Annotated in this window: 22 protein-coding genes; 9 read left to right on the forward strand and 13 right to left on the reverse strand. The window is 37.9% G+C overall.

Features of this window, described 5'->3' with window-relative positions; all coding sequences use genetic code 11:
- Positions 1 to 63: 63 nt before the first annotated feature.
- Entirely contained in the window at positions 64 to 1,005 is a 942-nt protein-coding gene (locus N0B48_RS14745) for a glycosyltransferase family 2 protein (protein ID WP_259839520.1), read from the forward strand.
- Here the strand turns inward: N0B48_RS14745 and N0B48_RS14750 are convergent.
- The 10 genes from N0B48_RS14750 to N0B48_RS14795 all read right to left on the reverse strand — a co-directional run bounded on the left by N0B48_RS14750 (position 997) and on the right by N0B48_RS14795 (position 11,027).
- A complete protein-coding gene (locus N0B48_RS14750) occupies positions 997 to 1,920 on the reverse strand; it encodes a hypothetical protein (protein ID WP_259839521.1) in 924 nt (307 codons plus the stop codon). The genes N0B48_RS14745 and N0B48_RS14750 overlap by 9 nt on opposite strands.
- Before the next feature lies 1 nt (position 1,921).
- Positions 1,922 to 3,334: an MBOAT family O-acyltransferase gene (locus N0B48_RS14755; RefSeq protein ID WP_259839522.1), complete on the reverse strand. Its 1,413-nt coding sequence runs from the start codon at positions 3,332 to 3,334 to the stop codon at positions 1,922 to 1,924.
- 2 nt (positions 3,335 to 3,336) lie between these two features.
- A complete protein-coding gene (locus N0B48_RS14760; RefSeq protein ID WP_259839523.1) occupies positions 3,337 to 3,717 on the reverse strand; it encodes a VOC family protein in 381 nt (126 codons plus the stop codon).
- Entirely contained in the window at positions 3,717 to 3,956 is a 240-nt protein-coding gene (locus tag N0B48_RS14765; protein WP_047450687.1) for an acyl carrier protein, read from the reverse strand. Before N0B48_RS14765 ends, N0B48_RS14760 begins: the two co-directional genes overlap by 1 nt.
- A gap of 5 nt (positions 3,957 to 3,961) precedes the next feature.
- Entirely contained in the window at positions 3,962 to 4,867 is a 906-nt protein-coding gene (locus N0B48_RS14770; RefSeq protein WP_259839524.1) for a class I SAM-dependent methyltransferase, read from the reverse strand.
- Entirely contained in the window at positions 4,864 to 6,591 is a 1,728-nt protein-coding gene (locus N0B48_RS14775) for an HAD-IIIC family phosphatase (protein ID WP_259839525.1), read from the reverse strand. The genes N0B48_RS14770 and N0B48_RS14775 overlap by 4 nt, the downstream gene beginning before the upstream one ends.
- Before the next feature lie 167 nt (positions 6,592 to 6,758).
- Entirely contained in the window at positions 6,759 to 7,787 is a 1,029-nt protein-coding gene (locus N0B48_RS14780; RefSeq protein WP_259839526.1) for an acyltransferase family protein, read from the reverse strand.
- Positions 7,788 to 7,825: 38 nt separating this feature from the next.
- Positions 7,826 to 8,791: a hypothetical protein gene (locus tag N0B48_RS14785; RefSeq protein WP_259839527.1), complete on the reverse strand. Its 966-nt coding sequence runs from the start codon at positions 8,789 to 8,791 to the stop codon at positions 7,826 to 7,828.
- Positions 8,792 to 10,225, reverse strand: a complete 1,434-nt coding sequence (locus N0B48_RS14790; protein WP_259839528.1) for an MBOAT family O-acyltransferase — start codon at positions 10,223 to 10,225, stop codon at positions 8,792 to 8,794.
- Positions 10,226 to 10,256: 31 nt separating this feature from the next.
- A complete protein-coding gene (locus N0B48_RS14795; protein WP_259839529.1) occupies positions 10,257 to 11,027 on the reverse strand; it encodes a class I SAM-dependent methyltransferase in 771 nt (256 codons plus the stop codon).
- Between the two features lie 97 nt (positions 11,028 to 11,124).
- Here N0B48_RS14795 and N0B48_RS14800 point away from each other — a divergent pair, with 97 nt between their 5' ends.
- Together N0B48_RS14800 and N0B48_RS14805 are read left to right on the forward strand one after the other, a co-directional pair.
- Positions 11,125 to 11,964 carry a glycosyltransferase family 2 protein gene (locus N0B48_RS14800; protein WP_259839530.1) on the forward strand — a complete coding sequence of 280 codons (840 nt, stop codon included), beginning with the start codon at positions 11,125 to 11,127 and terminating at the stop codon, positions 11,962 to 11,964.
- 2 nt (positions 11,965 to 11,966) lie between these two features.
- A complete protein-coding gene (locus N0B48_RS14805; RefSeq protein ID WP_259839531.1) occupies positions 11,967 to 13,127 on the forward strand; it encodes a glycosyltransferase in 1,161 nt (386 codons plus the stop codon).
- Here the strand turns inward: N0B48_RS14805 and N0B48_RS14810 are convergent.
- The 3 genes from N0B48_RS14810 to N0B48_RS14820 form a co-directional block, all read right to left on the reverse strand.
- A complete protein-coding gene (locus N0B48_RS14810) occupies positions 13,124 to 13,882 on the reverse strand; it encodes an SDR family NAD(P)-dependent oxidoreductase (RefSeq protein WP_259839532.1) in 759 nt (252 codons plus the stop codon). The two genes, N0B48_RS14805 and N0B48_RS14810, sit on opposite strands and share 4 nt — an antisense overlap.
- Positions 13,882 to 14,115 (reverse strand): phosphopantetheine-binding protein, encoded by a 234-nt coding sequence (locus tag N0B48_RS14815; protein WP_259839533.1) that lies wholly within the window; start codon positions 14,113 to 14,115, stop codon positions 13,882 to 13,884. Before N0B48_RS14815 ends, N0B48_RS14810 begins: the two co-directional genes overlap by 1 nt.
- Before the next feature lie 238 nt (positions 14,116 to 14,353).
- Positions 14,354 to 15,328 carry a 3-oxoacyl-ACP synthase III family protein gene (locus tag N0B48_RS14820; RefSeq protein ID WP_259839534.1) on the reverse strand — a complete coding sequence of 325 codons (975 nt, stop codon included), beginning with the start codon at positions 15,326 to 15,328 and terminating at the stop codon, positions 14,354 to 14,356.
- A 50-nt stretch (positions 15,329 to 15,378) separates the two neighbouring features.
- Between N0B48_RS14820 and N0B48_RS14825 the strand changes: the two genes are divergently transcribed.
- The 6 genes from N0B48_RS14825 (at position 15,379) to N0B48_RS14850 (ending at position 24,414) form a co-directional block, all read left to right on the forward strand.
- A complete protein-coding gene (locus N0B48_RS14825) occupies positions 15,379 to 15,942 on the forward strand; it encodes an acyltransferase (protein ID WP_259839535.1) in 564 nt (187 codons plus the stop codon).
- On the forward strand, positions 15,942 to 17,093 hold the full coding sequence (locus N0B48_RS14830) for a glycosyltransferase (RefSeq protein WP_259839536.1): 1,152 nt from the start codon (positions 15,942 to 15,944) through the stop codon (positions 17,091 to 17,093). The genes N0B48_RS14825 and N0B48_RS14830 overlap by 1 nt, the downstream gene beginning before the upstream one ends.
- An 11-nt stretch (positions 17,094 to 17,104) precedes the next feature.
- Complete coding sequence (locus tag N0B48_RS14835; protein ID WP_259839537.1) at positions 17,105 to 17,656, forward strand: serine O-acetyltransferase; 552 nt, start codon at positions 17,105 to 17,107, stop codon at positions 17,654 to 17,656.
- 461 nt (positions 17,657 to 18,117) lie between these two features.
- Positions 18,118 to 23,082: a T9SS type A sorting domain-containing protein gene (locus N0B48_RS14840; protein WP_259839539.1), complete on the forward strand. Its 4,965-nt coding sequence runs from the start codon at positions 18,118 to 18,120 to the stop codon at positions 23,080 to 23,082.
- Positions 23,083 to 23,423: 341 nt separating this feature from the next.
- Entirely contained in the window at positions 23,424 to 24,092 is a 669-nt protein-coding gene (locus tag N0B48_RS14845) for a carbonic anhydrase (RefSeq protein ID WP_259839540.1), read from the forward strand.
- 22 nt (positions 24,093 to 24,114) lie between these two features.
- Positions 24,115 to 24,414: a hypothetical protein gene (locus tag N0B48_RS14850; RefSeq protein WP_259839541.1), complete on the forward strand. Its 300-nt coding sequence runs from the start codon at positions 24,115 to 24,117 to the stop codon at positions 24,412 to 24,414.
- Positions 24,415 to 24,555: the final 141 nt, after the last annotated feature.

Raw genomic sequence — 24,555 nt, forward strand, 5'->3', positions numbered from 1 at the left:
TGGAATTAAAACACCTATAAAATTTCAGACTTCACTATATTTGTTGTTGCTTATTTTAAAAACATGAAAATCTCAGTAATCGTGCCTGTTTATAATGCTGAAAGATTTGTTTCCCAAGCCGTAGAATCTGCGCTTCAGTTCGATGATGTGTATGAAGTTATTCTGGTAGAGGATCAATCTCCTGACAATGCCCTGGAGGTATGTCAGCAGCTTGCTGAAAAGCATGACAGGGTGCGTCTTTACCAGCATCCGGACAAAGGCAACCATGGAGCGGGACCCAGCAGAAATCTGGGAATAGAAAAATCTACCGGAGATTTCATTGCGTTCCTTGATGCCGATGACTACTTTCTCCCGAACCGTTTCGATGCAGAAAAGGAACTTTTTAAAAACCCTGATGTAGAAGGTGTTTATGGAGCTCTCGGAGTACATTATTATACCGAAAAAGCTAAAGAACAGTATTATTCGTTGTTTGAAGATAAGCTTGCCACGGTTTACAAAAGACACCCCCCGAAAGATGTTTTTCTCGGCCAGATCCATATGTTGGGAAGCTTTGGACTTTTCAGCATTGATGCGCTTACCATCCGTAGGGAACCGATGATGAGAAAAATGGAGGTCTTATTCCGAACGACTTTAAGGCTTCACCAGGACACTGATTTTCTTTTCCGTCTCTCTTTCTACCTTGACCTCTATCCGGGAATTCTGGATGAGGCTGTAGCCGTAAGAGGCGTGCATGAAAATAACCGCATCACTCTGGTAGATTCAAAGAAAATAAATCCGGCAAGCACAAGGGTTATTTTATGGAAAGAAGTTGAAAACTGGGCCGCCGGTGAAAAAGGAATGCCGGACAATGTCAAACAGCACATCAGCAGAATGCATCGCAGCTTCCAGATTGCGAATGCATCCACCGTCAATAAATGGGGCATGATCCTGAAATATCTGGTAACCGATTACAAAAGCATCCGTTCAGGACTTTATAATATTAATTTCAGGGACCGCTTATTTTAATTTTCTCCGTTCTGATTTGATAGAATCTGCGATCTGAGCAGTAAGCACCTTGCTGGATTCTTTATACATATGATTTCCGTCTGTATAAACAAAATCATCACAGCGTGCGGAAAAGTCGTAAAATTTAACATCCTTCTTCCTGGAGAGATCTCTCATCAGTCCACTAAATTCCGGGAACCTCTGGTTTTCAAGATTCATAATATTTTGAGTAGCCGGAATCCGAACCAGATACACAGTTCCTTTTGGTTGCAAATAGTCTATGATCTCATTAAGCGCTTTCATACGTACCTCAGACAGCTTGTAATCCTTCAGCATAAGTTGATATTCCTGCGTTTTCTTAGCTATTCTGGCGTTTACAGAATCTTTATTCATATCAACAGTTACTTCCATCCACCCGTCTTTATGAAGGAATGATTTGGACCTTACTACCGCTTCCCTATCGAGGTATATTCTAAACCAGCTCTTATTTAAATTTTTAAGAAGGTATTCATAATTGGGAGACATGTTATAAAAGTACATGCTTTTAAATGGCGATTTCTCTTCAGGATAATCTGCTTTAGTGAATACATCATTTTTCAAGGACAGATTCCATGGATTTACGGTGAGAATAAAAATTCCGTTTTTGGTATTGGGGTCCAGTTTTCTTTTCAAAGCATTGAGATAGATCTCACCATAAGGAGACTGGGCAATGTTCAGTGAGAAATTGTCAAAAGGAGTGGAAAGTTTATTTTTCAAAACTTCTGGGACAATTCCCTGTACACTTCTGGAATCCCCTAAAATAATATTCTTCGGTTTCTCTACCGCAAAGTGCATATAGTTATCATCCGTATTGCCGTCTGCATAAGAAGCCAAAAGCATCAGCACAGCCATAATTCCGATGATATAGAATGATATTTTAAATAAAAATTTTCCCATATTAAAACTGTTCGTAAATAAAGCTACCGTTGGAAAATACTCCGTAATACATGATCAGGAAGATCAGAAAAACATACATGGCTCTTCTCACCAAAGGATTCAGTCTTTTGATATCAAGCCCGTGTTCCTGGTCTTTGTTGATCCAGTCAAATAAAATAACGATGGCTATTAAACCTAAAATCTTAATTTTAATGAATTGTGGGATTGAAAAAAGCGATAAACTGAAGATCTTTCCATACATCCCAAAAGCCTCCTTTAGATTGGGAGCTACAAATAAAATTAAAGCAAAACATACCAAAGCCATGGTATATAGAATATTACCTAATTCTTTGAATGTCGGAATAGTTTTAGATAATTTTTTCTTTTTATTAATCTGATTATTAACGACCAAAGGAATATAATACAACCCTTGTAGTGCGCCATAGCAGATAAACGTCCAGTTGGCACCATGCCAGAACCCTATGATGACAAAATTGAGAAATACAGCGAGCAGCAACCCCTTTTTATCGTAATCACGAAAAGCAATGACCAAAGGGGTAAATACATATTCCGTAAGCCATGAGGTCAGAGAAATATGCCATTTTCTCCAGTAGTCAGCGATATTCTGAGCAAAAAGAGGGAAGGCAAAGTTTTTGGTCGTTTTGAAACCTAAAAGTTTGGCAAAACCTATGGCCATATCTGAATATCCTGAAAAATCCGCATACATCTGAAAAAGGAAAAGTATAGCCCCAAAAGCAACAGTACTCCCGGAAAGATATTCGTAATTGGCAAAAATATTTTGAGTTATAGGAGCAATTGTATTGGAAACAACTAATTTTTTAAAGGCTCCCAATAAAATTTGTCTTGCTGCATCCGAGCCGTTTTCTAACGTAAAAACTCTTTCTTTTTTAAGCTGGGGAAGCAGTAATCCACCTTTATCAATAGGTCCGGAGGTCATGCTTGGAAAAAAAGAAATGTAATTAAAGAACGCCAAAGCATCGGTCTCAGCTTTCAGTTTATTATTCTTGATATCAATGAGATAGCTTATCATTCTGAACGTATAAAAACTGATCCCCAGCGGCAGAATGATTTTTAATGTCAGATCATTTTCAATTCCAAACAGGTCGGTAAAAGATTCAATAAAGAAATTAAAATATTTAAAATATAACAATGTTCCGACAGAAAAAATTAAACCGAGATTGACCCAAAGCTTTGTCTTAGGCCCTTTTTCAGCAATTTTTAATCCCAGAAAATAAACGATAGCAGAACTTCCTATCAAAAGTGCGAGAAATCTCCAGTCCCAGTACGCATAAAAGATATAGCTTGCCAGCAACAGAAATATATTTTGTGCTTTAAGATTTTTCCCTAAAACCCACCAATACATGGCGAAAAAAAGTGAGAAGAAAAGCACAAATATTAATGAGGTAAACTGCATCGTCAGTTACTGTTTAAAAGTTCAATAATTCCATAAGAAAGCATTAAAAAAGCGACCTTTCTGTTATTGAAAAGTATGGCTTCTTTAGGCGGTGAGATCAGCATTCCTCCTTTTTCCGTAAGGTCTTCTATTGTGGCTTCAATATCTTCCACTTCATAACAGATGTGGTAGTATGAAATTCTTTTTTTCAAAAGATTTTCTACCGGTTTTCCGGAAACAAGCTCAATATTAAGACCGTCTTCAACCGTAATCATGCATAATTCCGCTTCCTGCTTCGGGTCAAAAACAACCGGAGTTTCTTCTATGATCGTGTGCAGCTTTCTGATATTCTGGAGTTCTGCCTGTATATCCTTACAGGCCACTCCAATGTGGTGAAACTTCATTACAGCTTTGCAGCAACAGAGTCTGCCATTTCTCCTACATTATTCCAGGTCTGGATTTCAGAAGAAGTGAAACGAATTCCAAAAGCTCTTTCCACGGCTACAATGAGTTGGATATGAGAAAGTGAATCCCATTCTTCCACATCATTGGCTGTAGTTTCAGCAGTTAAAGTAATTTCTTCGTTGTCTAATTCTTCACGGAAAATTTCTGACAGTTTTGATAAAATTTCGTTCTTATTCATAGTGCTTAAATATTTTTTATTTTTAAAAATGATGCATACATCGTTGCAATCTTTCTTTTTTCTGCTTTTTCCAGATCGACATCTTCACTTACAAAATAGCTTTCACTAACGATCTCCAAACCTGCTTCATCAATCAAATCTCTGATTTCCTGAATAGTGTTAAACAGATAGATATGATCCATTGAAGGAGCATTGGTAGGCGTTGTAATAAAGATCGTTCCTTCCGGTTTTATTAAGTTTTTGATTTTCTTTAGTAATGATAAAGGATCTTCTACATGCTCCAAAACCTCACCCATCGTAATAAAATCCTTCTTTTCATCATCATTATAATCGAATACATTTTTAAGATGATAAAGAACTTTATCGCTTTTTATAAGACTTTTGGTAAGGGCAAGTGAAGATTCACTGATATCCAGTGCTTCAAAAGTACAGTCGTCCCCAATATTTTCCATCGCTGCCTCAAAATACAAACCGTGTCCAGCACCGATTTCAAGATATGTTTTTATGGGCGTATACTTTCGAATATTGTTTTTAAAATACTGATAAACGGCATAATGATGTCTCCAAAGGAATTGTGAAAGCAATAGCCCGTGCATATGAGAAACCATCACATCAGGATTGTTGTACATGGCCTTATTTACATCATCAAATGAGGTGTTTCTATACTTTCCGGTTCTCACGAAATCCAGCATTTCTTCATTGAAATCACCAATCATTTTAAGATAATAATTGATAGAATCATCAAAAGTGAGGTTTTCTTTTTCAAGAATGCCTTTATACTTATTGATAAAAACAGTATAGTCGGATATATAATTTTCTTCTTCTTTCAGTAAAGAAAAGTTCTTTTGAAGCTTTTTACCATGAATGGCATTTTTAGCTGCAATTTCTTCAATTAGCTGTTCTATTTTCATAGGTTGGGATGTATAAAAACCTCTTTAGTTTGATAGTCATTTACGTTTAAAATCCATTGATCTTCCTTAGCTGAAAACCCCAGTCTTTCATAATGATCTTTTACCATCTGGTTTTTGGCGGTCGGGAGATATTCTCCAACTACATATTGATACCCGTTTTTTCTCGCTGTTTCTACGATCGTGTTCAGGGTAAAGTCTTCCATTCCTCTTTTCAGGACCCGACAGCTCATCAGCCATGTATCGATAAACAGAGTTTCCGGAGTTTTCTTTTCCAGAACGATCACGCAGATCAGGCCGTTGTCTCCATATTTATCTTTCAGGGTGAATGAGATGGTATAATGGTCATCTGAATGGATCACATGGTCTACATCCTGTTCCGTATATCTAATTGTTCTCAGATTAAACTGGTTGGAACGCTGGGTCAGCTGTGAAACTCTTGGTTTTGAAAAATTGTCGAATGCTTTTACATCAGAAGTCATATTCATGCTCTTCAGAAAATCTTCCACATTGGTAAAACTGTCCAGATCCACTGCTCTTTGTGCTTCTACCTGGTATTGTTTCGTTCTTTCGGCATCATTTTCTGAGAAACTTGCTGTTTCGAAAAGATTCAAACCATATAAATACTCGAGATATCCGGCCGGATCTTCCGGTAATTCAGGAACGCAAACCTCAGGAAGGTTTTCTCTTACAATATTTCTTTCAAACGGGTTGTCATCCAGAAAAACCATAGAATCAAATCCTATATTCAGGATGCTTTGGATTTTTCTGATATTATCCGCTTTGTTATCCCAATTGGCCACGAAAACAGCAATATCATCCATTTTAAGAACCATATCCGGATGTTTTTCGAATGGCTCTCTGGCTTTATCTTCATCATTTTTACTGCACACGGCAAGAATCACACCTCTTTTCTGAAGAGCCTTGATCCAGTACTGAAACTCAGTAAATGCTTTTCCAATGCCCAGGCTTCCTATCTGTATTTTTTCCAGTCCGTCATCCCCGATGATTCCACCCCAGGTGGTATTGTCCAGATCCAGGATCAGACATTTCTTAAATTTCCCTTCCAGAGAGGAAATAATTCCGGTAACATGATGCGCTACAATCGGTAGTGCGTCCAGTGAAAGCACCATTTCGGTGTTCACATAGATACTTGGTGAGAACATAAAGTCCCGTCCCCATTTATTTTGAATCGAAAGCAGATCTGCAATAAAGAAATTATCATGATGAACAGCAATCTGTGAAGAAAGCAGATAATTCAGTTTATTCAGTTGGAAAACAAAGGAAGATTCTACCTTACAGGCAAAGTTTCCAAAAACCTGATTGTCTATTCCCGGAAAATTACAGTAGACCACTCTACTTTTGGTTCTGTTTTGAATCGTGCGGTACAGATCCTCAATATAGGAGATTTTCTGTTCTGCGAAAGCAATCTGTGAATCGTATGATTTATAATATTGACTTAATAATTTATGAGTAGATTCAAAGACGATGGTATAATCTGCATTGAACTCATAATACTCTGAGGAAGGATCTAAGATCTGTCTTGAAATTTGTCCGAAATCTGCCTCAAAAATTTCAAATTCAAAACCTTCATGCACAGCGGTTCCTCTCAAAGCTACATTGAGAAACTGTGTGGCGGTGTCGCCCAGTAATGCGATTTTGATCTTCTTAAGCTGAGGAATTTCTCTGCGGAGTACTTTTTTCAGTTCCGAAAACGTTTTGTACATAGATTCTTTTATTTTATTAAAATATGAATGTACCGCCTTCCAATTCTGTCAGTTGTTTATTGTTCGTTTTACAGGTCTCCCGAAGTCCGGGATTTTCACTGTCTCTATAAGTAGTGGGAACGTTTGTCATTTTTTCTTTGTGTTGTTTGGTTACAAAAATAAAGATTTTATCTGATATTTACTTTTTTAAGATAATCTCTGAGCGGTTTTTCGATAAATTGATAAAACACCATCGAAGTAATAATCAAAACGACCAGATAAATCCAGAATACGCTGTTAATATCCAACTTATAATTCTGCCCTTTAAGAACTTCTCTGAGGATATACAGGACAGGAATATGGGTAATATAAACTGCATAGCTCGCTTCGCCCAAATATTCCAGCGGTTTTAATGAAAACAGCCGGGTCACCAATCCGTTATTCCATGAAAGTAAAATAATAAGCGGAATAAACAGTACTGCCATCAATCCGTTGTGATAAAAAAGAGGAACAAAGATCAGGGCGAACATGATGGCTGCAAAGATCAGAATCACCGGAATGTCGTAGTTTTTCTGCTTAAAACGCTTCACAAAAAACAGTCCGGCAAGGTTTCCTACTAAAAATTCACTCACATGCATCAGCGGGAAATAATACAGAAACTCGTGGCTTTCTGTGTGAGGTCCTTTATAAGAAGGTGAACCGACATAAAGATGGGAAAATACCTGCGTAAGGATCCATAAAGCAATACCAGCCACCCAGATACTTTTATTTTTTTTGGAATAGAAATAATTATAAAGCAACGGAAAGATCAGATAAAACAGAAACTCTACAGAGATAGACCATCCCGGAAAATTTAAGATCATCGCTTTCCCTGGAATCCAGCTTTGCAGGCCGAACAGATACAGAAAGCCTTTGTCGATACTGAAATTTGAATATCTGGTCACCAGATAAAGCAGCAATCCCAGCACATAGAGCGGATAGATCCGCGCAAATCTATTTCTGTAATACTCAAGATAACCGATCTTTTCTTTCTTGTGATAAGCCACAATCATGATAAATCCCGAAAGGATAAAAAAGTAACTTACCCCCACATTCGCTTTCAAAAAGATATCTGCGATATAGTCTGTTTTATAAACGAACATATCTTTGTTAAAATGAGAAATAACAATGGCGATGGCTGCAAGAAATCGGGTAAAGGTAATCTGGTTGATCTTCATTCATCAAAGCTGTTCAACAGCGTTTATCGTTTTAGCTTCTATTTTTTTTCCAACACATTTTTCAGAAGAGGAACTAATTCCGTTGAAAGAATTTTTGATCCTTTTTCATTTAAATGTCCATAATCCCATCGGTTTTCATACAGATAAAACTCAGGGTATTCTTCCGGATCGACAAGACTTATAACTGGAACTTTGAATGCGTTCCGGTAGGCCAGAAGCTTTTTAGCATCAGGTTCCGCTGGTCCGGGAATCAACATGATCAGCTCAATATTTCTTTTTGTACACTGATCGGCAAGTTCATTGATTTTTTCAACCAAAGCTTTATTCGGGCTGTGTTTTTTATCATCTGCATAATAGCGATTCAATCTGTCTTTAATGACGTTTTTAAGTGTCTTTTCTTCTGTTCTTGGAACTTTACTGTATTCCAATGCTGAAAAACCCTGGTTTTTGTAGATAGAGCTATTGTAGTTGTCCTCAACAGCTTTTTCGTCACAATGCTTATTAAAACGAAAAACATTCAGAACAAATGAAGCCCACGCCAGACCCACCTGTTTGTAGTTGCCATTGTCTGCCTGAAATTGAGCTGCAAAAAGAGTATTTTCATAATTAAAAGCACCAAAACTCCGTTCTGTTTTCAGATTCAGCTTGGTGATATTGATTTTATCCTGAAGTTCAAGAACAATATATTTCGGTTTAAAAGAAGGATCTTCAAGTACAGATGTAAGGGTTTGGAAATTTTCCAGATTGAAGCTTGCATTAGCGCCTAAATTGTAGGATTTTAAACCTTGAATGTGTTCATCAATCAACTGGCAGTCGATCTGGTTATTGATCTTTGAGCTTCCGATGAAATAAAGATTGTATTCCGGATGTTTTTTTAAATATTCTTTTTTCGCGTTTAAAAACGGATAGGAATAATTGCTGTTTGGGCTCAGAGCAAGCTTTATCAGGCCAATAACAAATAGTATGGCGACAAACAAAGACAATATGGAAAGAAATCTTTTCATTTAAAACTGAAAATATATAAATTCATTACTCCCGAAATTGGCAAAATTCAAAGTAAGATAGGCTACTACAATATAAATAACCGCCTGAATCCACCATTTCCTTTCCTGAATTTTCAATCCGTAATCGTGGGTTCGGTTCATCCATTCCATTCCAAGCATAAAAATAATCAATCCTGCTAAAACAGGGTGAAATGCAGTGGGAAACGAAAATAAACTTTGACTGAAAATTCCTTTAATATATCCTATCGCGTCCGAAACACTGGCTGCGCGGAAGAAAATCCAGGCAAAGCAGGTCAGTGCAAAAGTGATCAGAATGCTGAAAACCTCCCTGAACGAGGGAATGATCTTACCCATCGCTACTACTTCCAGATGATGTCTGTTTTTTTCAGCTATCAGTAACGGAAGGAAAAACAGAGCGTTCAAACCGCCCCAAATAATGAAAGTCCAGTTGGCGCCATGCCAGAAACCGCTTACGAGAAAGATGATAAAAGTATTTCTGATCTTCATCCACAATCCACCCTTGCTTCCTCCTAAAGGGATATACAGATAATCTCTGAACCATGAAGAAAGTGAAATATGCCATCTTCTCCAGAACTCCGCAATGTCTCTCGAAAAATACGGATAAGAAAAGTTTTTTAATAATTCAATACCAAATAATCTGGAGGTTCCCAACGCAATATCTGAATATCCAGAGAAATCCCCATAAATCTGGAATGCAAAAAGAACCGCTCCCAGCACAAGATTGCTGGCACTTTCCGTATGGTAATTGGTAAATATTTCGTTGACAATCGGAGCACAGTTATCAGCAATCACCATCTTCTTAAAAAATCCCCAAAGAATCTGCGCCATCCCGTCTTTTGCTCTTTCATAATCAAAAGATCTTTTACGCTGGATCTGGGGAAGAAGGTGTGTGGCCCTTTCAATAGGTCCAGCAACCAATAACGGGAAATAGCTTACAAAAACCGCATAATCTACATAGTTTCTCTCTGCAGGAATTCTTTTTTTATACACATCAATAACGTAAGACAAGCCATGGAATGTATAGAAGGAAATACCCACCGGTAAAATCACTTTTAGCATCCACATATTGACCCCGAACCCGAATGTTTTCAATAATTCAGCAAAATTCTCAATGAAGAAATTGTAATATTTAAAGAATCCCAGAAATCCGAGATTGATCCCGATACTTAAGACAAGCCAGAAGGTGGCCTGCTTTTTAGTTTTACTGTTTTCAATCTGAATTCCTGAAAAATAATCCAACAAAATGGAAAACACGAGAAGAAACAGAAAGCGCCAGTCCCAACAGCCGTAAAAATAAAAACTGGCTGCCAGTAAAAGCATATTCTGAAATTTATAATTCTTATTAAATACACACCAGTATAAAATAAAAATTATGGGTAGAAAAATGAGAAAGGCAATAGAATTAAAGAGCATAGAGTTTTCTTTAATGGAATAAGTACAGAAATTACTTTATAAAAACTCCAATGTATTTTCCTTCATACTCCACTACTGTTGTTTCTATAGTATTTTTTTCACAGAAATCCTGATAAGCAGAGTTATCACCAATATCATCACTGATGAATACGCCTCCTTTTTTAAGATGTTTGTACAACTCATTGTATGCCCACATCCTTCCGTTGTAACTCTTATCCGAATCATAATGCAGAACATCAAAAACTGAATTTTCAGCAAAAATCTTCGGCAAAGATTCTTTATCCGCAAAACGGTATAATTTCCAGTTGGGTTTCAAACTTTCCGGCACTACATAACCTACATACTGATCACCGTCCTGTGCCAGATATGGCATATCTGAACTGTACAGTGTTCCGTCTCTTTTTGACAGAGACAACAAAGAAGCCAGTGAAGACCATCCATAAGCCACACCAGTTTCTACAACGTTTTGCGCATTGGTAAATTCACATGCATAATACATGAGTTCCAGAGCTCCGGGACCGCCCATTTTTACAGGACATGCTTTTTCTTTTTGTTCAGACGTTTTCAGAACATCTGCGTAGTCCTTACGGAACTCGTCTATTTCAAGATCGAACAGCTTTGAAACGGCTTCCTTTTGGGAGACAGACCTTGCTGCAGCCCATGAGTTGGTTTTATCTTTTCCTTTAAAAGAATTGCTTCTGTTTATTGTGTTTTTGATGATTTTCCGGCCAAGCTCCGGATAGAGATCAGGCCTTTTCAGATACCCGATAAAAGTTTTGAGAACTCTTGCTATTTCACTCACTGTGTTAAAGTTTAGTTCACAAAAATAATTATTTTTCTGTAATGTTTAATTTTTATCTTTGTGAAAATTTATTTATCAAAAAACACCAATATGTCCAATGAAGTTTTCTATCCTGATTGCCAATTACAATAATGGTAAATTTTTCAAAACCTGTTATGATTCCATTATTGCACAAACTTATGACAATTGGGAAGCTGTCATTCTTGATGATTCCTCTGCTGACGATTCTCTGGAAGTCATAAAAACGATCATAGGAAATGATTCCCGCTTCAAAATATACGAGAACGTAGAAAACAGCGGTGTAGGGGTTACAAAAAGCAAACTTATTGAGTTCGCCACCGGAGATATCTGTGGTTTTGTAGATCCCGATGATGCCATTACTCCCAATGCGCTGCTCTCAAGCATTGAGATTTTCGAAAAAAACAAAGAGGTAGTCCTTACCTATTCTAAATTCGTAAAATGTGACGAAAACCTTGTTCCGATAGACATTCCCAAGTTGACTATGAGTGTTCCGAACCATGATCCTTATTTTTTTAATTGTCCCGTTCATATTGTCCATTTTGTCAGCTTCAGAAAAAGCGTTTATGAGCAGACTGAAAAGATCAATACGGTAATGAGAATTGCCGAAGATCAGGATCTGTACTTAAAAATGTACGAAAAAGGTAAAGTCCAATTTATCAATGAAGCCAACTATCTTTACAGAACCCATTCCGGAGGAATTTCTCAGAATGAAAACAGACCGAAATCCCGTGAGTATTTTGCAAAGGTTATTTTCAATGCCATGCATCGCAGAAATCTTAAAACGGTAAATGGGAAGCCTGTTCCGACTGAGTATCACAACTCTGCCGAAATTTATAGTTTACTGGAATATCAGAGTTCTATATCTTTCAGGATAAAGAAAAAGCTAAAAATATTTGCACAACAAATCTTTAGTTAACGATGAAGAATAATAAAATCAATGTCCTTTTCAGACACCGTTCCATGGAGATGGGTGGCGTGGAAAAAGTAATTCTCAGTATCCTCAATAATCTCAATCCTGAAAAATTTGACATTACAGTTTGTCTGAATCTGAATCAGGGTGAGCTGAGAAACGAATTCCCGAAGCACATTAAAAAAGTTTATATCACAGATGGTAAAGAAGATTTTTCTAAAAATCCTCTGATCCATAAACTGCAGCTGTTACGCAGGAGACTTAAGCTTTCCCGTGCCCAGAAAGACCATAAGATTTCTGACCGTCTTTTAGGAAATAAAAAATTTGATATTGAAATTGCTCCCAGCTATTCGACATTTTCATCTGTTATCAATTCAAGCAATGCTGCTTCCAAAAAAATAGGCTGGTTTCACTCTGAAATCAATGTTCCTAAATTACAGCCACTGGTTCCGGATATCCTTAAAAATTTTCCACAATTTGATCATATGATCTACTGTTCTCAGAAAATCAAGGATATGATGCATCAATATTACCCTAAACTAAACTATCCACAGGAAAGTGTAGTGATCAATGCTATCCCTATTGACGAGATCAAAAGAAAAGCAGAGGAAAAAATAGAAGCTCTTCCTGAGGGGCCGGTTTTCGTTTCTGTGGGACGTCTTCACGACAGAAAAGGATACCACAAACTGATTGATGCCCACAAAAAACTGATTGATGAAGGGTTCCACCACACGATTATGATTTTAGGAAGCGGTGAAGAACTGAAAAACCTTACCGAACAGATCCGTCAGAATAATGTTCAGGAGACCTTTATTTTAGCCGGTAACAAAATGAATCCTTATCCGTATGTTAAAAATGCTGATTATTTCATTCTCCCTTCTGAATCTGAAGCCTGGCCACTGGTCATCGCTGAAGCATTAATCCTTCAGAAACCTATTATTGCTACCGATACGGGAGATGTAGGAGTGATGATCAAAGACCGCGAAACCGGTTACCTCATCAATTATGAAACGGAGGAAATGTATTCTGCTATGAAAACTTTTCTTACGGATCCTGAGCTTATTGCAAGAATCAGAAAAAACCTGGAAACCATAGAGGACCAGTTTGACAATCAGAAAATATTTGATGCGGTGGAAGGAATTCTGGAAGACCTTTACCAAAAAAATTAATGGGCGGAATATCCTCCGTCTACCACAAGATTAGATCCCGTAATCCACTTAGCTCCATCTGAAAGCAGGAAAATGCATGCATTGGCCACATCTTCAGGCTGCCCGATTCCGAGCGGATGTTTTTTAAGGATTTCTTCGGCAGCTTCTTCTCCAATGTTTTCAAACATTTTTTCCAGGATCGGTGTATTGACCATGGCCGGGCTCACACTGTTCACCCTGATTCCACTTCTTGAAAGTTCCATAGCCAGAGAACGTGCGCCTGAAACTACGGCTCCTTTACTCGCTGAATAAGCTGCTTTTCCTATTTCGCCCACCATTCCTGCTACTGAGGAAATAAAGACAAAACTGGAAGTTTCGGTTTTATATTTTTTAAGGGATAAAATCTTAGCAATTTCAAAACCTGAAATCACATTGACTGCAAAAATATCGTTGTACAGCTGAGGAGTATGCTTTTTCAACGGCAATGTCTTTTCTATGCCTGCGCAATGAATAAATCCAGAGATCTTTCCTAAAACAGCCACTTTTTCAGCGATCAGCTCTTCAAGGTTTTCAGCTGTGGTGATATCGGCAATAATGGTTTCTGCTTTGGTATCAGGATTCAGCATAGATACTGTTTTCTGAAGTTCGTCTTCGTTTCTTGCCACAAGAATAAGACTGGCTCCGCTCCTGCTGCATTCTACAGAACAGCTTCTCCCGATTCCGGAAGAAGCCCCTGTAATAAGAATTGTTTTATCTTTTAAAGAAAACTGATTCATTAATTCGCAAAATTTTCTTTACCAATTACATTCATAAGATCAGAAACGGTTTCTATATCTTTAAAGTGTCTCGTATCGATTTTCTTATCGAAATTTTCATCAACAAATGCAATCACTGAAAGCAGACTTATGGAGTCATAGCTTTCCAGACTCTTTAAATTGGTGTCCACTGTAAGCGTTTCATCTTCTTCTAATTCTTCCTGTAATTTCTCTAAAAAAACGGATGTCTTCATATCTCTTTTATTTTATGGCTTTTATATTATTTATTAAATTGAAAGCGAGATAAACCAGTGATATCGTTACTGGTGGCTTCGAGTGCCTCAGCCACCAGATACTTGTCGTTTATTGAATATTTCTTTATTCACGGCCATCAACTCTATAAGTCTCCTACCTCAAACTCACATCCCGAAATTCTCAAACCCTCAAACTCTCCGACGCTAAAACCTGTAACTCGTATCCCAAACCCATAAATCAAATGTCCAGCACAGTGGCTCCCCATGAATAGCCTACTCCAAAACCGGCCATTAATACGCGGTCTCCTTCTTTCAGCATCCCTTTATCCATCATATTTTTCAATGCGATCGGAATGGTTGCAGATACCGTATTCCCTGTGTTTTCCATATCAATGTAAAACTTTTCTGCCGGAATTTTAATCTTTTTCCTTAAGTAATTCAGCATAAAAGAATTAGCCTGATGAAAAACAAAATGATCGATATCGTCCATGGTTAAACCATTCTTTTCCAGAGTTTCTTTTACCAGCCCGGGAATATTTTCAATCGTGAAATTAAAAATTTCCGGTCCGTTCATGTACAGATTTTCAGGTTCAAACTCATTTTCAGGATTCAGTTCAAAATCTGTTTTGAAAGCTCCTTTCTTTACAATAAGATTCTCGGCACCGCTTCCGTCTGTTCCAAGACAAAACTGATACTCCCTGGCATTTTCATCTTTCTCTACAATCACAGAGGCCGATGCGTCCCCGAATATGCTCCGGTTCGCTTTATCTTTCGGGTTGATGTGCTTCGAATACGTTTCCGACGTGATCAGTAAAATACTTTTCGCAATCCCGGACATGATTAATCCTTTAGCAAAAGCCAGTCCATAAACGAATCCGGAGCACCCTAAATTAAAATCTGTAGCTCCGATATTCCTTCTGAGTCCCAACCGGTCCTGCAGAATACAGGCAGTCGTAGGAAGGAAATAATCCGGACTTTGGGTACAGAACAGAATAAAATCTACTTTGCTTCTGTCGTAATTTTCGAAAAGCTTTTCGGAAGACTTTACAGCAAGCTCCAGTACGGTCTCGCTATCTGAGGAAATATGGCGCTGTTTAATCCCTATTTTTTCATGAATTCTATCGGAGCTCCATTCCGGAAATTCTTTTTCAAGATCCTCATTGGTCAGAACATTGTCCGGCAAATAATATTCTATTTTGGAAACTTTTATCATAGAAATTCTTTTTCTTTGTAAAAGTAAAAATAAAAAAGCAGATTACTCAAATGATGATTTTCCTATTCCGGATTATATTAAAAATCCACACTACTTATCAGCTGATGATACAAAAAATCTACCTTAAACTCAATATTGCAAAAGGATTGAAAGTAGGAAAAAATGTACGTTTTGTAGATGTCCCGGAATTCGGAACCGAACCTTTTTTAATTGAAATAGGTGACGAAACCACATTTTCAAATAATGTGAGATTTATTAATCATGACGGAGGTTACAACGCCCTTCATTTTTTTGAAAAATATAAAGATGTAAGAGCGTTTGGAAGAATAAAAATCGGCAAGCAATGCTTAATTGGGGCAGATACAATTATTATGCTAGGCGTGGAAATGGGTGATAACTGTGTTTTAGGTGCTGGTTCTATCCTGACCAATTCTATGCCTGCAGGCTCTGTTTTTGCGGGAGTTCCTGCAAAATTCATCTGTACTATTGAAGAATATGGGGACAAGGCCCTTAAAAATAATGTCATGTATCCGCGGGAACTTGAATTAGACCGTCCAAAATTGGAGGCCTACATCAGGGAACATCTTCCACACAGTTATAAACCTGTAAGATAATGGCTGCAAAAAAGAAAATCCTAATACGCATCGGTTCACTCCGACATGGTGGTGCAGAAAAAGTTTTGATCAATTTTCTCAAAAACCTTCCGGAAGATAAATACGAAGTTGATTTACTGATCAACCTTTATACAGGCATGTACATCAAAGAAGTTCCGTCATGGGTGAAACTTCATTATCTTTTGAAAGGCGAAATGATTACCACGAACAAGCCTCACGAAATTCCGGTGAAAGCATTCAGGGTATTGTATCAGAAAATGTTTCTCTGGTTTCCTTCACTGCTTTATAAATTTGTTCTAAAAGATAAAAAATACGACGTAGAAATTGGTGCCATCCACGGGATGTACAGAGAACTGTTATCCAGCCCGCAGAAGGATTCGAAGAAAATTATATGGATTCAAAATGACATTTTCAATCTTAAAGAATATACTCCTGATGTCATCCGACAGCTTTTTCAATTCGACAGAATACTGGTTATTTCCAATAAACTGAAAGAAGAAATGCAGAAAGTCGCACAAAACGACAGAGAGAAGCATGCTGTTGTGAAAATCTTCAATCCGATTGATAAACAGGACACATTAAAAAAGGCAAATACTGCCATTGATGATTATCCTTTTTCCAATGATATTCCCACGTTTATCACCATTGGAACGGTTTATCCACAGAAAGGCTACGACAGACTTTTGGATGTTCATAAAAAACTGATCGATGAAGGATTGAAACATCAGATCATCATCATTGGTGACGGTTTTGAATATGAGAAAACCCAAACCCAGCTCAACGAGCTCGGACTTCAGGAAACGGTAAAAATGCTGGGATTCAGAAGCAATCCTTATCCTTATTTAAAAAAGGCTGATTTTTATGTGATGTCCTCCCGACATGAAGGTTTTCCTACCATCATTGCTGAAGCACTGATCCTGAATAAACCGGTGGTATCTACCGACGTTTCCGGAATTAAAGATCTCTTGCAAGATGGAAAATTAGGATTGATCAGCCCTAATTCGGAGGACGGAATCTACGAGGGGATGAAGAAGTTTCTTATAGACAGGGAACTTGTCAGCCGTTACGAAAACGAAATTAAAGCAGCAGATCTGCCTTTTGTACTGGAGAAGTCTGTGGCACAGCTTCAGGAAATTATTGATGAATTATAAATAGCTTAAGAATGGGTTATACACTTATACAAAAAGATTTTTACAGGGAAAGCGGAAAATGGCTCTCTTCATTTGAGATCTGGAAGAAATGTATCAATCCCAATCTGCATTTTGTATATGTTTTAAGAAAAGCCCAGAAATATCACAACAAGCCTGTTTTGGGAATATTCTGGAAATTGGTTCTCAGACATTATCAAATTAAATACGGGTACCAGATCTATCCTGAAACTGAAATCGGGGAAGGTTTTTATTTGGGACATTGGGGAAGCCTGGTCATCAATCCTAAGGTTAAAATCGGGAAAAACTGCAATATTGCTCAAGGGGTAACTATCGGGCAGCAGAACCGTGGTAAACTTCAGGGCATTCCGACCATCGGTGATGAAGTCTGGATTGGCGCCAATGCTGTTATTGTAGGTGGAATTACAGTCGGAAGCAATGTGTTGATTGCCCCCAATTCATACGTAAATTTTGATGTCCCTGCCAATTCTGTAGTCATGGGAAATCCTGGAACTATTTATCCAAACGAAAGAGCTACAGAAGCTTATATCAATCATAAGGTCTAAAACATCTTTCTATAGATTTATATCGATATAGGTAATTTTTCACTTAAAAAATCAATGTCCCTATTGTGGGAAAAAGTTTTTTTGTCGATTTTTGTTAGAGAATTTTTGAAAATTAAACTTTCTGGTTAAAATTTTTAATCATTTAAAAACAAAACACAATAACTTAAAAACACATCCCATGAAAAAAAGATTACTTCCTAAGGATCACGCATTCTTCTATGATGCCTCCTTTTCCCTCAATACTGGAAACATCACTATTTCAGAAATCCCATCAAGTCACTGATTTATTTTAATTTAAGAAACAGCAATAGCTTTTTAGTTGTAAAATTTCCATCTTCCATTACTCAGGTTGGGATTAAAACCAATATTGATTATAGAAATTTTTACTGCTTTTTATCTACTGATTGTTAACTATTTACAGTGCCTTACTTTCCGTAAAAACACTTTTAATTTTAATACGTATGAAAAAAAAATCAACATTTAAGATTTTTGCTGCAGTCTTTTGTATTGCATCGTCTCATGCATTTTCGAGGACTATCCCTATCCCGAAACCTGATGAGAAACCCAGTGGGTCCAGACTTAAAACGCCAACACCACCCAGCATTTATGATCTGGATCCACTCCTAATCATTTCACAAAATGTGAATGAAAAAGGACTGGTCGTCATGAACGGCCAGCTCTCCAAACCCTTTACCGACAGTAATATCCTCCTTTCGATTATGTATCAGAATACTCAGGGAGAATGGGTGACCGTTTGGTGTAAAACATTATACTCGTACAACCAGTATAACGAAAATTTAAAAGCCACTTTTGAATTGCCCGCTTCGGTAAATCCTAATTACAATGTAAAGGTTGAACTAAGCTCTGATTCAGGTACGGCCAATTTCAGCAGTGTAGTCTGGGGAAAAACAGTAAACCATTACAAGCAGGGAGATTATGCTATTGGCAATTGTGAGCTGGACGAAAATGAATACACCATGCTTTTAACCCCTAAAAAAGCAGGCACATTAATCACCGATGTTAATGGAAAAGTTACAGGAATCAAAGACAGGGTAACTTCAGCCTATTCCTGGAATAAACTGAGTAATGTTTTAATGGATAATAAAAAAAACGATGTTGTTTTTTCTCCAACCAATCCCTCAGACATTATAACGGAAGCCAGTGATACCAAATCTGTAAAACTGATTAATACAGGAGCCATTACCAACGCGCTAGGATCTACTCCCGAATTTATCTACAATGAAGCAGCCGGACACCCGATTCCATATCTGTACAGCTATGATGATCCGGTGTATATTTTTGCCGGTAAATTTTCAGCCAATGGATTTTTCATGAAATTCAGTCAATGGCCGGGAGATGCTGACGGTCCGGGATATTTCAATTTCAAAGATCCGACTCGTTTAGAAAGCAGATATTTCAATCTTTATAACAGAACATGGAAGAACTTATCTGAAATCATTCCTGATCAGGAGCCAGTAGTGATTGTATCAAGTCTTGCGACAGGTTTAAGAGTTTATAAAAATGATGGAACCTATATTGACTTAAATCCAAATACAACCAGCAATTATGGCGGTCCTTATTTTGGCTATACCAATGGTTTGGGAATTCGCAGAGGGCCTGGATCTGAAAATTTAATGATTTCCGACACCTCTGAAATGACATTGTATGGCGTAGGAGCACTAAGAAATGATGTGAATATCTCCTATCAAACCAAAAGATCATTACAGGATATCGAAAGGGAGATTTCAAAGTTCATTAAGTATACCGGTATTTTTGGAAATACTACAGCGTATCAAAATGAAGCATCGGAATGCTCTGTCAACTGCTATACCATTAATCCGGGAGCACAGCCAACGCTTGTTACAGATTGGACCAAAGCGCCAAACAGTTATGTTTTCACAGGAAAGGATAAAAACGGAAGTCAGGTAGACGGTTTGTATATCCCTGTTAAAAAAGCATACGAAATGTGGGCTAAAGGTGGTGATTTCATGAAGAATGATAACGGAACTTACACCAAAATCCCTGATGGCATCGCTAAAGCAGGATTATACTGGGAAGATGAGCCGGGGCTTATCAAATCCGTTACTCTGGAAGGAACCGGAGAAAATGCTAAGATTAAAGTTCTGATCAATAAAATAAAAGAAGGTAACGCTGTAGTATCCTACAAAGTCAATGATCAGATCTACTGGACATGGCACGTATGGGCAACAGATGATCCGTCTGTAAACGGAAGCACTTACCATCACGGTTTCGAAAAAGATAAAGACGGCAATCCTGTTACCAACTGGAAATGGATGGACAGAAACCTGGGTGCCACCAGCGCGAATTTTGTAGGCAATGACTGGCATAAATCTGCCGGGCTTCAATACCAGTGGGGAAGAAAAGACCCGTTCCCATCGTTTGGTCTCAAGGACTTAAGCCTCTACCCGATCAATGGGGAGATCAATTTGTCTTACACAGATCCTGCTTTTCAGTCTAAATTTATAAAAGTAAGGGGAAATAAGTATTCTGCTCAAGTCAATACGGGGACAGATACGCCAAACGGAAATATCAGATTTTCGATACAAAACCCAATTAACTTTATTGCAACACCGGTATTTGTCGCTAAAAAAGGCGAAGCTCTATCAAATGACGGTGAAGATTTCTTAAAACAGAATGACAACAACAGCTGGACACAGGTCGGTATCACCACGTGGTTTTCAAAAGAAAAATACAAGAAATACCTTCCTCCTTACCGCGAAAATATAGCAGCGTGGGATCTTTGGGGAGATACACGTCAGGGGAATTATTCAGATATTGATGATGCTGTGGTGGGAGAAGCCAGTTCAAGATACGCTTTGAAATCTCCGTATGACCCTTGTCCTTGTAACTGGAGAGTTCCTTCAAGTTATTTTTCAGGAGGAAGAAATTCCGGCACTCCAATGCCTAATGAAAACAGATACAGCCCATGGGGAAAACACACGGGAAATACGGTTGATCCTGAATTCAATGCTACGGCTTTAAATGGTGATTATCCGGGGATCAAGGTTTATCCTCAGTTCGGATTTGATTTTTCAGGCGTATCCGGAATGAATCTGGGTAAATTCCCTATCAACGGAAATTATGAAAACTATCCAAATGGTACAAGTCCGTTAAAATACGGAACAGGATGGATCACTCCTGTGGTCAATTTCCAGGATCAGAGTGCAGATGGAGGGCTATTAACGGCTACATTTATGACGGCAACTGAAGTGATCAACCAGGTAAGATATCCTTCATTTGGTGCTGCAGGTTTAACTTTAATTTCAGATCCGTTAAGCGGTTCCAAGCCAAAACCGGGATGGCACAGATTCTCAACAAGTGCTTACACCAGCAGCGGTGGTGTCCGTTGTATATACGATCCTAACAGTGCTTTTATGCCGGCAGCTTTTGAAACGGAATTTGTCGCTTCCACTACGGAAACCTATTCTCCGGAAACTGTAGAATCATGGACTAAACTACCCAACAGCTATGTAGAATATACCAATCCTGCTTTGGTAACTCCTAATCCGAATGGAAATAAAGTAGATTCCAATAAGGATAATGACAGAATTATTGAAATTCCAATAAGAAAAGCTTACGCTATGCACAAGCTGCATTTAAGCACCGATTTTTCTTTCCCGGCAGAAAGCACAAAGTCTTCTTCTGTGGTTTGGACCAGCAATACGAGCCTGATCCAAAAGATGGAAATTGTAGATGGCCCGATAGACACTGCCATCTTAAAGGTTACTTTAAATCCTAATGCTACAGGGAATGCCGTGGTTGCTCTTCACGTAGGCAGCGGCACATGGACAGCTAATAAGCACAATGATCCGGTATTATGGAGTTGGCATATTTGGGCGCCAAGATCAGTTATTGAAACCTACACATTTGATCCGGAAAATGCGACCAACGGCGGAGTTATTCCTGCCAATGATCAGTTTGTAGACCCAATGACCAGTGCGGGTGTTCCTATGAAAACTACCTTTATGGACAGGGATTTAGGAGCAAAACTCCCTTTTATCAGTGAGCATATTTACGGATACAATACAGCAGCTTATACAGGTCCGTTAGGTTCTTACAACAATAATAATCCGGCTGCAGTGGCCAGATTGGATCAAATGCATGACAGCGGTGGCCTTCATTTCCAATGGGGAAGAAAAGATCCGTTGCCTGTATTTTATAATCCGGGAATGTTTTATAATCATTTCGTGAGCGGTAAAAGACCATTCAATGACTATTTTGTGTACAGACAGAATAATCCTGCCAATGCTACTACAGGAGCTATTCCGTATGCGAATAATATGCTGGAACCTGAGTATTTAACGAGCTATACCCAACCTTACGCCACTTATTCTGCAACAGCAAATGTTTCACCATCGGATTCTAAAGCTGATAAACTGAAGAAAGTCGTGAAGTATTCCGTTACCAATCCTTTAAGTTATCTGTATCAGTCTGATGGTACAAAAACAGACTGGGTTTCAGACGAAAACGGCAATATGCCTGAAAGATGGGGACATGCCACTGAAAAATCGGCTTATGATCCTTGTCCGGCAGGCTGGAGAATCGTGGATATGGAAAGTGTATCTACCGGTGTCATCCTTGGAAACCTTATTTCAAAAGGAAATACGCCGTGGTTTTACAATGCAAAATTCACGAATTCTTACGGGATTGATCCGGGTAAGGATAATACCTATGTAAGCAATGAGGCTTATGACATCAATAAAATGAATTATCTGGGCGGTTTTGTGTATGGAAATGCCGCAGGTACAGGCTCATTCAGATATGGATTTATTTTAAACAGACCTGAATACAATATCGGAACATTCCCGAACAACGGAATAAGAGGATTTAACGGAGGAAATACGTTAGACGCTTCCAAACTGGGAGGAAATCCGGATACCTTTATGAAGTCCGGAATCTGGACTGCCGCCAATCAGGGTGGTGCCGGTTCTTCTTTAGGAATGTTCTTTAATGCAGTGATCACCCAAACTGTTGGGGCTACGGATAAATTGTATTATTTAACACCAACATTCGGTTTTCGTCCGCAGGCAGCGATGTCATGCCGTTGTGCAGAAATCAAGTATGACGCCAATGGAAACGAGATCGGAAGATATGAACCTTTCGCTATTCCGGTTCCTAAAAATGCTTTGGCAAAAGCAAAAGGCGTCCTTGCAAAAGCAGTGATTGAGGAAAAAGTAGCTCAGAACAAGCTTGAGTTCTTCCCTAATCCTGTGAAAAGTGTTTTGTATATCAAAGGAAATGACAGAGCAAAAGACTATTACTATCAGATTTATAACCTGTCCGGCCAGCTTGTGAAGTCCGGGAAGTTTGAAAATGACCGTACGGATCTCTCTTCTTTGATATCGGGCGCTTATCTAGTAAGAATCAACAATTCTGAAACGATAGTGAAAATTATCAAGGAATAATATAAAACAAAGTAAAATTTGAACCGTCTCAGTTTTTGAGGCGGTTTTTTTGTAGAATTAATAATATTTTAATCTACATTTTTAATTTTATCGTTTATAGTTTGTAAATTTATATAGCATTTTTGAGTTTAGATTATTAATTTTTCAGGTCAATTCATCCGGAAACTGCATGTATCAGTCGTTTTAAACATGATTTTAAGCATATTTTAATATTAAATATTGTTAAAAGTGATTGCATTTTCCGTAAAAATTATATTTTTGCATGATTATTGATTTGATCTATTGAATTTGAAAATAATTTAAACGAAATAAATAATTATACACCTTTAGTATTTAAAATTATGTCACAATCGTATAAAGATATTTTCGAAAACAACAGACAATGGGTAGAATCTAAAATTTCAAAAGATCCTGAATTTTTCCATGAGCTTTCAAAAACTCAAAACCCCGATTATCTTTATATAGGATGTTCGGATAGCAGGGTTACAGCGGAAGAAATCATGGGAGCAAAGCCGGGAGATGTTTTTGTCCACAGAAATATTGCTAATGTAGTCAACACTTTAGACATGAGTTCCACAGCGGTTATTCAATATGCCGTAGAACATCTTAAAGTAAAACACATTATCGTATGCGGACATTACAACTGCGGTGGCGTAAAAGCAGCGATGACTCCTCAGGATTTAGGATTACTGAATCCATGGTTGAGAAACATTCGTGATGTTTACAGAATTCACCAGGCTGAATTAGATTCTATTGAAGATCAGGGAAAACGCTATGACCGACTTGTTGAACTTAATGTTCAGGAGCAGTGCATCAACGTGATCAAAATGGCTTGCGTACAGGAAAGATATATTTTAGAAGAGTATCCTACTGTTCACGGCTGGGTTTTTGACCTTAGAACCGGTAAAATTATAGATTTGGATATAGATTTCGAGAAAATTCTGAAAGACATCCAAAAAATATACAACCTTACAAGTTCTGATTGGGTAATGAGTAGAAAAACGACATAGTTTTTCTAAAAATGAATGTAAGATGAAATTCTGGAGTATTATTGTATTGACCTTCTTTCTCAACTTCACAGCACTGCCTGGCATTGCTGCGATAGCTGGTTGGGATCTCGTAAGGACCAATGTAATCATCAATGAAGAAGAACCACATTCTCACCCATCAACTTTTATTGTTTATGAAAAGACGCTTCCGAAAACTCTGGACGTATTCGACTACGTGAAGTTTTCCGAGCCTGATCTTCAGGGCGTATCTTTTGAACTGATAGATGATTCCTTTCATCTGTCGCCTTTACTTACCATATTTTCTCCGCCTCCGGAAGCTTAAATTTAAAGTATAGTTAGATTTTTTTAATAGTATTCATATCAAAAACTGATATCGGATACGCGTGCTTTTAAATTTAAATTTCCAATCTTTCATAACTGATTATCTAATTACAGATCAGCCAGTTATAGTATTTTTCAATAA

The sequence above is a fragment of the Chryseobacterium herbae genome (assembly GCF_025154075.1).
Lineage (GTDB): Bacteria > Bacteroidota > Bacteroidia > Flavobacteriales > Weeksellaceae > Chryseobacterium > Chryseobacterium herbae.

Bases quoted from the DNA above. Each gene is read 5' to 3' on its own strand.
- N0B48_RS14835 (WP_259839537.1), top strand. From the start codon at position 17,105: ATGGGTTATACACTTATACAAAAAGATTTTTACAGGGAAAGCGGAAAA.
- N0B48_RS14750 (WP_259839521.1), bottom strand. From the start codon at position 1,920: ATGGGAAAATTTTTATTTAAAATATCATTCTATATCATCGGAATTATG.
- N0B48_RS14800 (WP_259839530.1), top strand. From the start codon at position 11,125: ATGAAGTTTTCTATCCTGATTGCCAATTACAATAATGGTAAATTTTTC.
- N0B48_RS14785 (WP_259839527.1), bottom strand. From the start codon at position 8,791: ATGAAAAGATTTCTTTCCATATTGTCTTTGTTTGTCGCCATACTATTT.
- N0B48_RS14830 (WP_259839536.1), top strand. From the start codon at position 15,942: ATGGCTGCAAAAAAGAAAATCCTAATACGCATCGGTTCACTCCGACAT.
- N0B48_RS14850 (WP_259839541.1), top strand. From the start codon at position 24,115: ATGAAATTCTGGAGTATTATTGTATTGACCTTCTTTCTCAACTTCACA.
- N0B48_RS14770 (WP_259839524.1), bottom strand. From the start codon at position 4,867: ATGAAAATAGAACAGCTAATTGAAGAAATTGCAGCTAAAAATGCCATT.
- N0B48_RS14790 (WP_259839528.1), bottom strand. From the start codon at position 10,225: ATGCTCTTTAATTCTATTGCCTTTCTCATTTTTCTACCCATAATTTTT.
- N0B48_RS14760 (WP_259839523.1), bottom strand. From the start codon at position 3,717: ATGAAGTTTCACCACATTGGAGTGGCCTGTAAGGATATACAGGCAGAA.
- N0B48_RS14815 (WP_259839533.1), bottom strand. From the start codon at position 14,115: ATGAAGACATCCGTTTTTTTAGAGAAATTACAGGAAGAATTAGAAGAA.
- N0B48_RS14745 (WP_259839520.1), top strand. From the start codon at position 64: ATGAAAATCTCAGTAATCGTGCCTGTTTATAATGCTGAAAGATTTGTT.
- N0B48_RS14775 (WP_259839525.1), bottom strand. From the start codon at position 6,591: ATGTACAAAACGTTTTCGGAACTGAAAAAAGTACTCCGCAGAGAAATT.
- N0B48_RS14840 (WP_259839539.1), top strand. From the start codon at position 18,118: ATGAAAAAAAAATCAACATTTAAGATTTTTGCTGCAGTCTTTTGTATT.
- N0B48_RS14755 (WP_259839522.1), bottom strand. From the start codon at position 3,334: ATGCAGTTTACCTCATTAATATTTGTGCTTTTCTTCTCACTTTTTTTC.
- N0B48_RS14805 (WP_259839531.1), top strand. From the start codon at position 11,967: ATGAAGAATAATAAAATCAATGTCCTTTTCAGACACCGTTCCATGGAG.
- N0B48_RS14820 (WP_259839534.1), bottom strand. From the start codon at position 15,328: ATGATAAAAGTTTCCAAAATAGAATATTATTTGCCGGACAATGTTCTG.
- N0B48_RS14765 (WP_047450687.1), bottom strand. From the start codon at position 3,956: ATGAATAAGAACGAAATTTTATCAAAACTGTCAGAAATTTTCCGTGAA.
- N0B48_RS14780 (WP_259839526.1), bottom strand. From the start codon at position 7,787: ATGAAGATCAACCAGATTACCTTTACCCGATTTCTTGCAGCCATCGCC.
- N0B48_RS14845 (WP_259839540.1), top strand. From the start codon at position 23,424: ATGTCACAATCGTATAAAGATATTTTCGAAAACAACAGACAATGGGTA.
- N0B48_RS14825 (WP_259839535.1), top strand. From the start codon at position 15,379: ATGATGATTTTCCTATTCCGGATTATATTAAAAATCCACACTACTTAT.
- N0B48_RS14810 (WP_259839532.1), bottom strand. From the start codon at position 13,882: ATGAATCAGTTTTCTTTAAAAGATAAAACAATTCTTATTACAGGGGCT.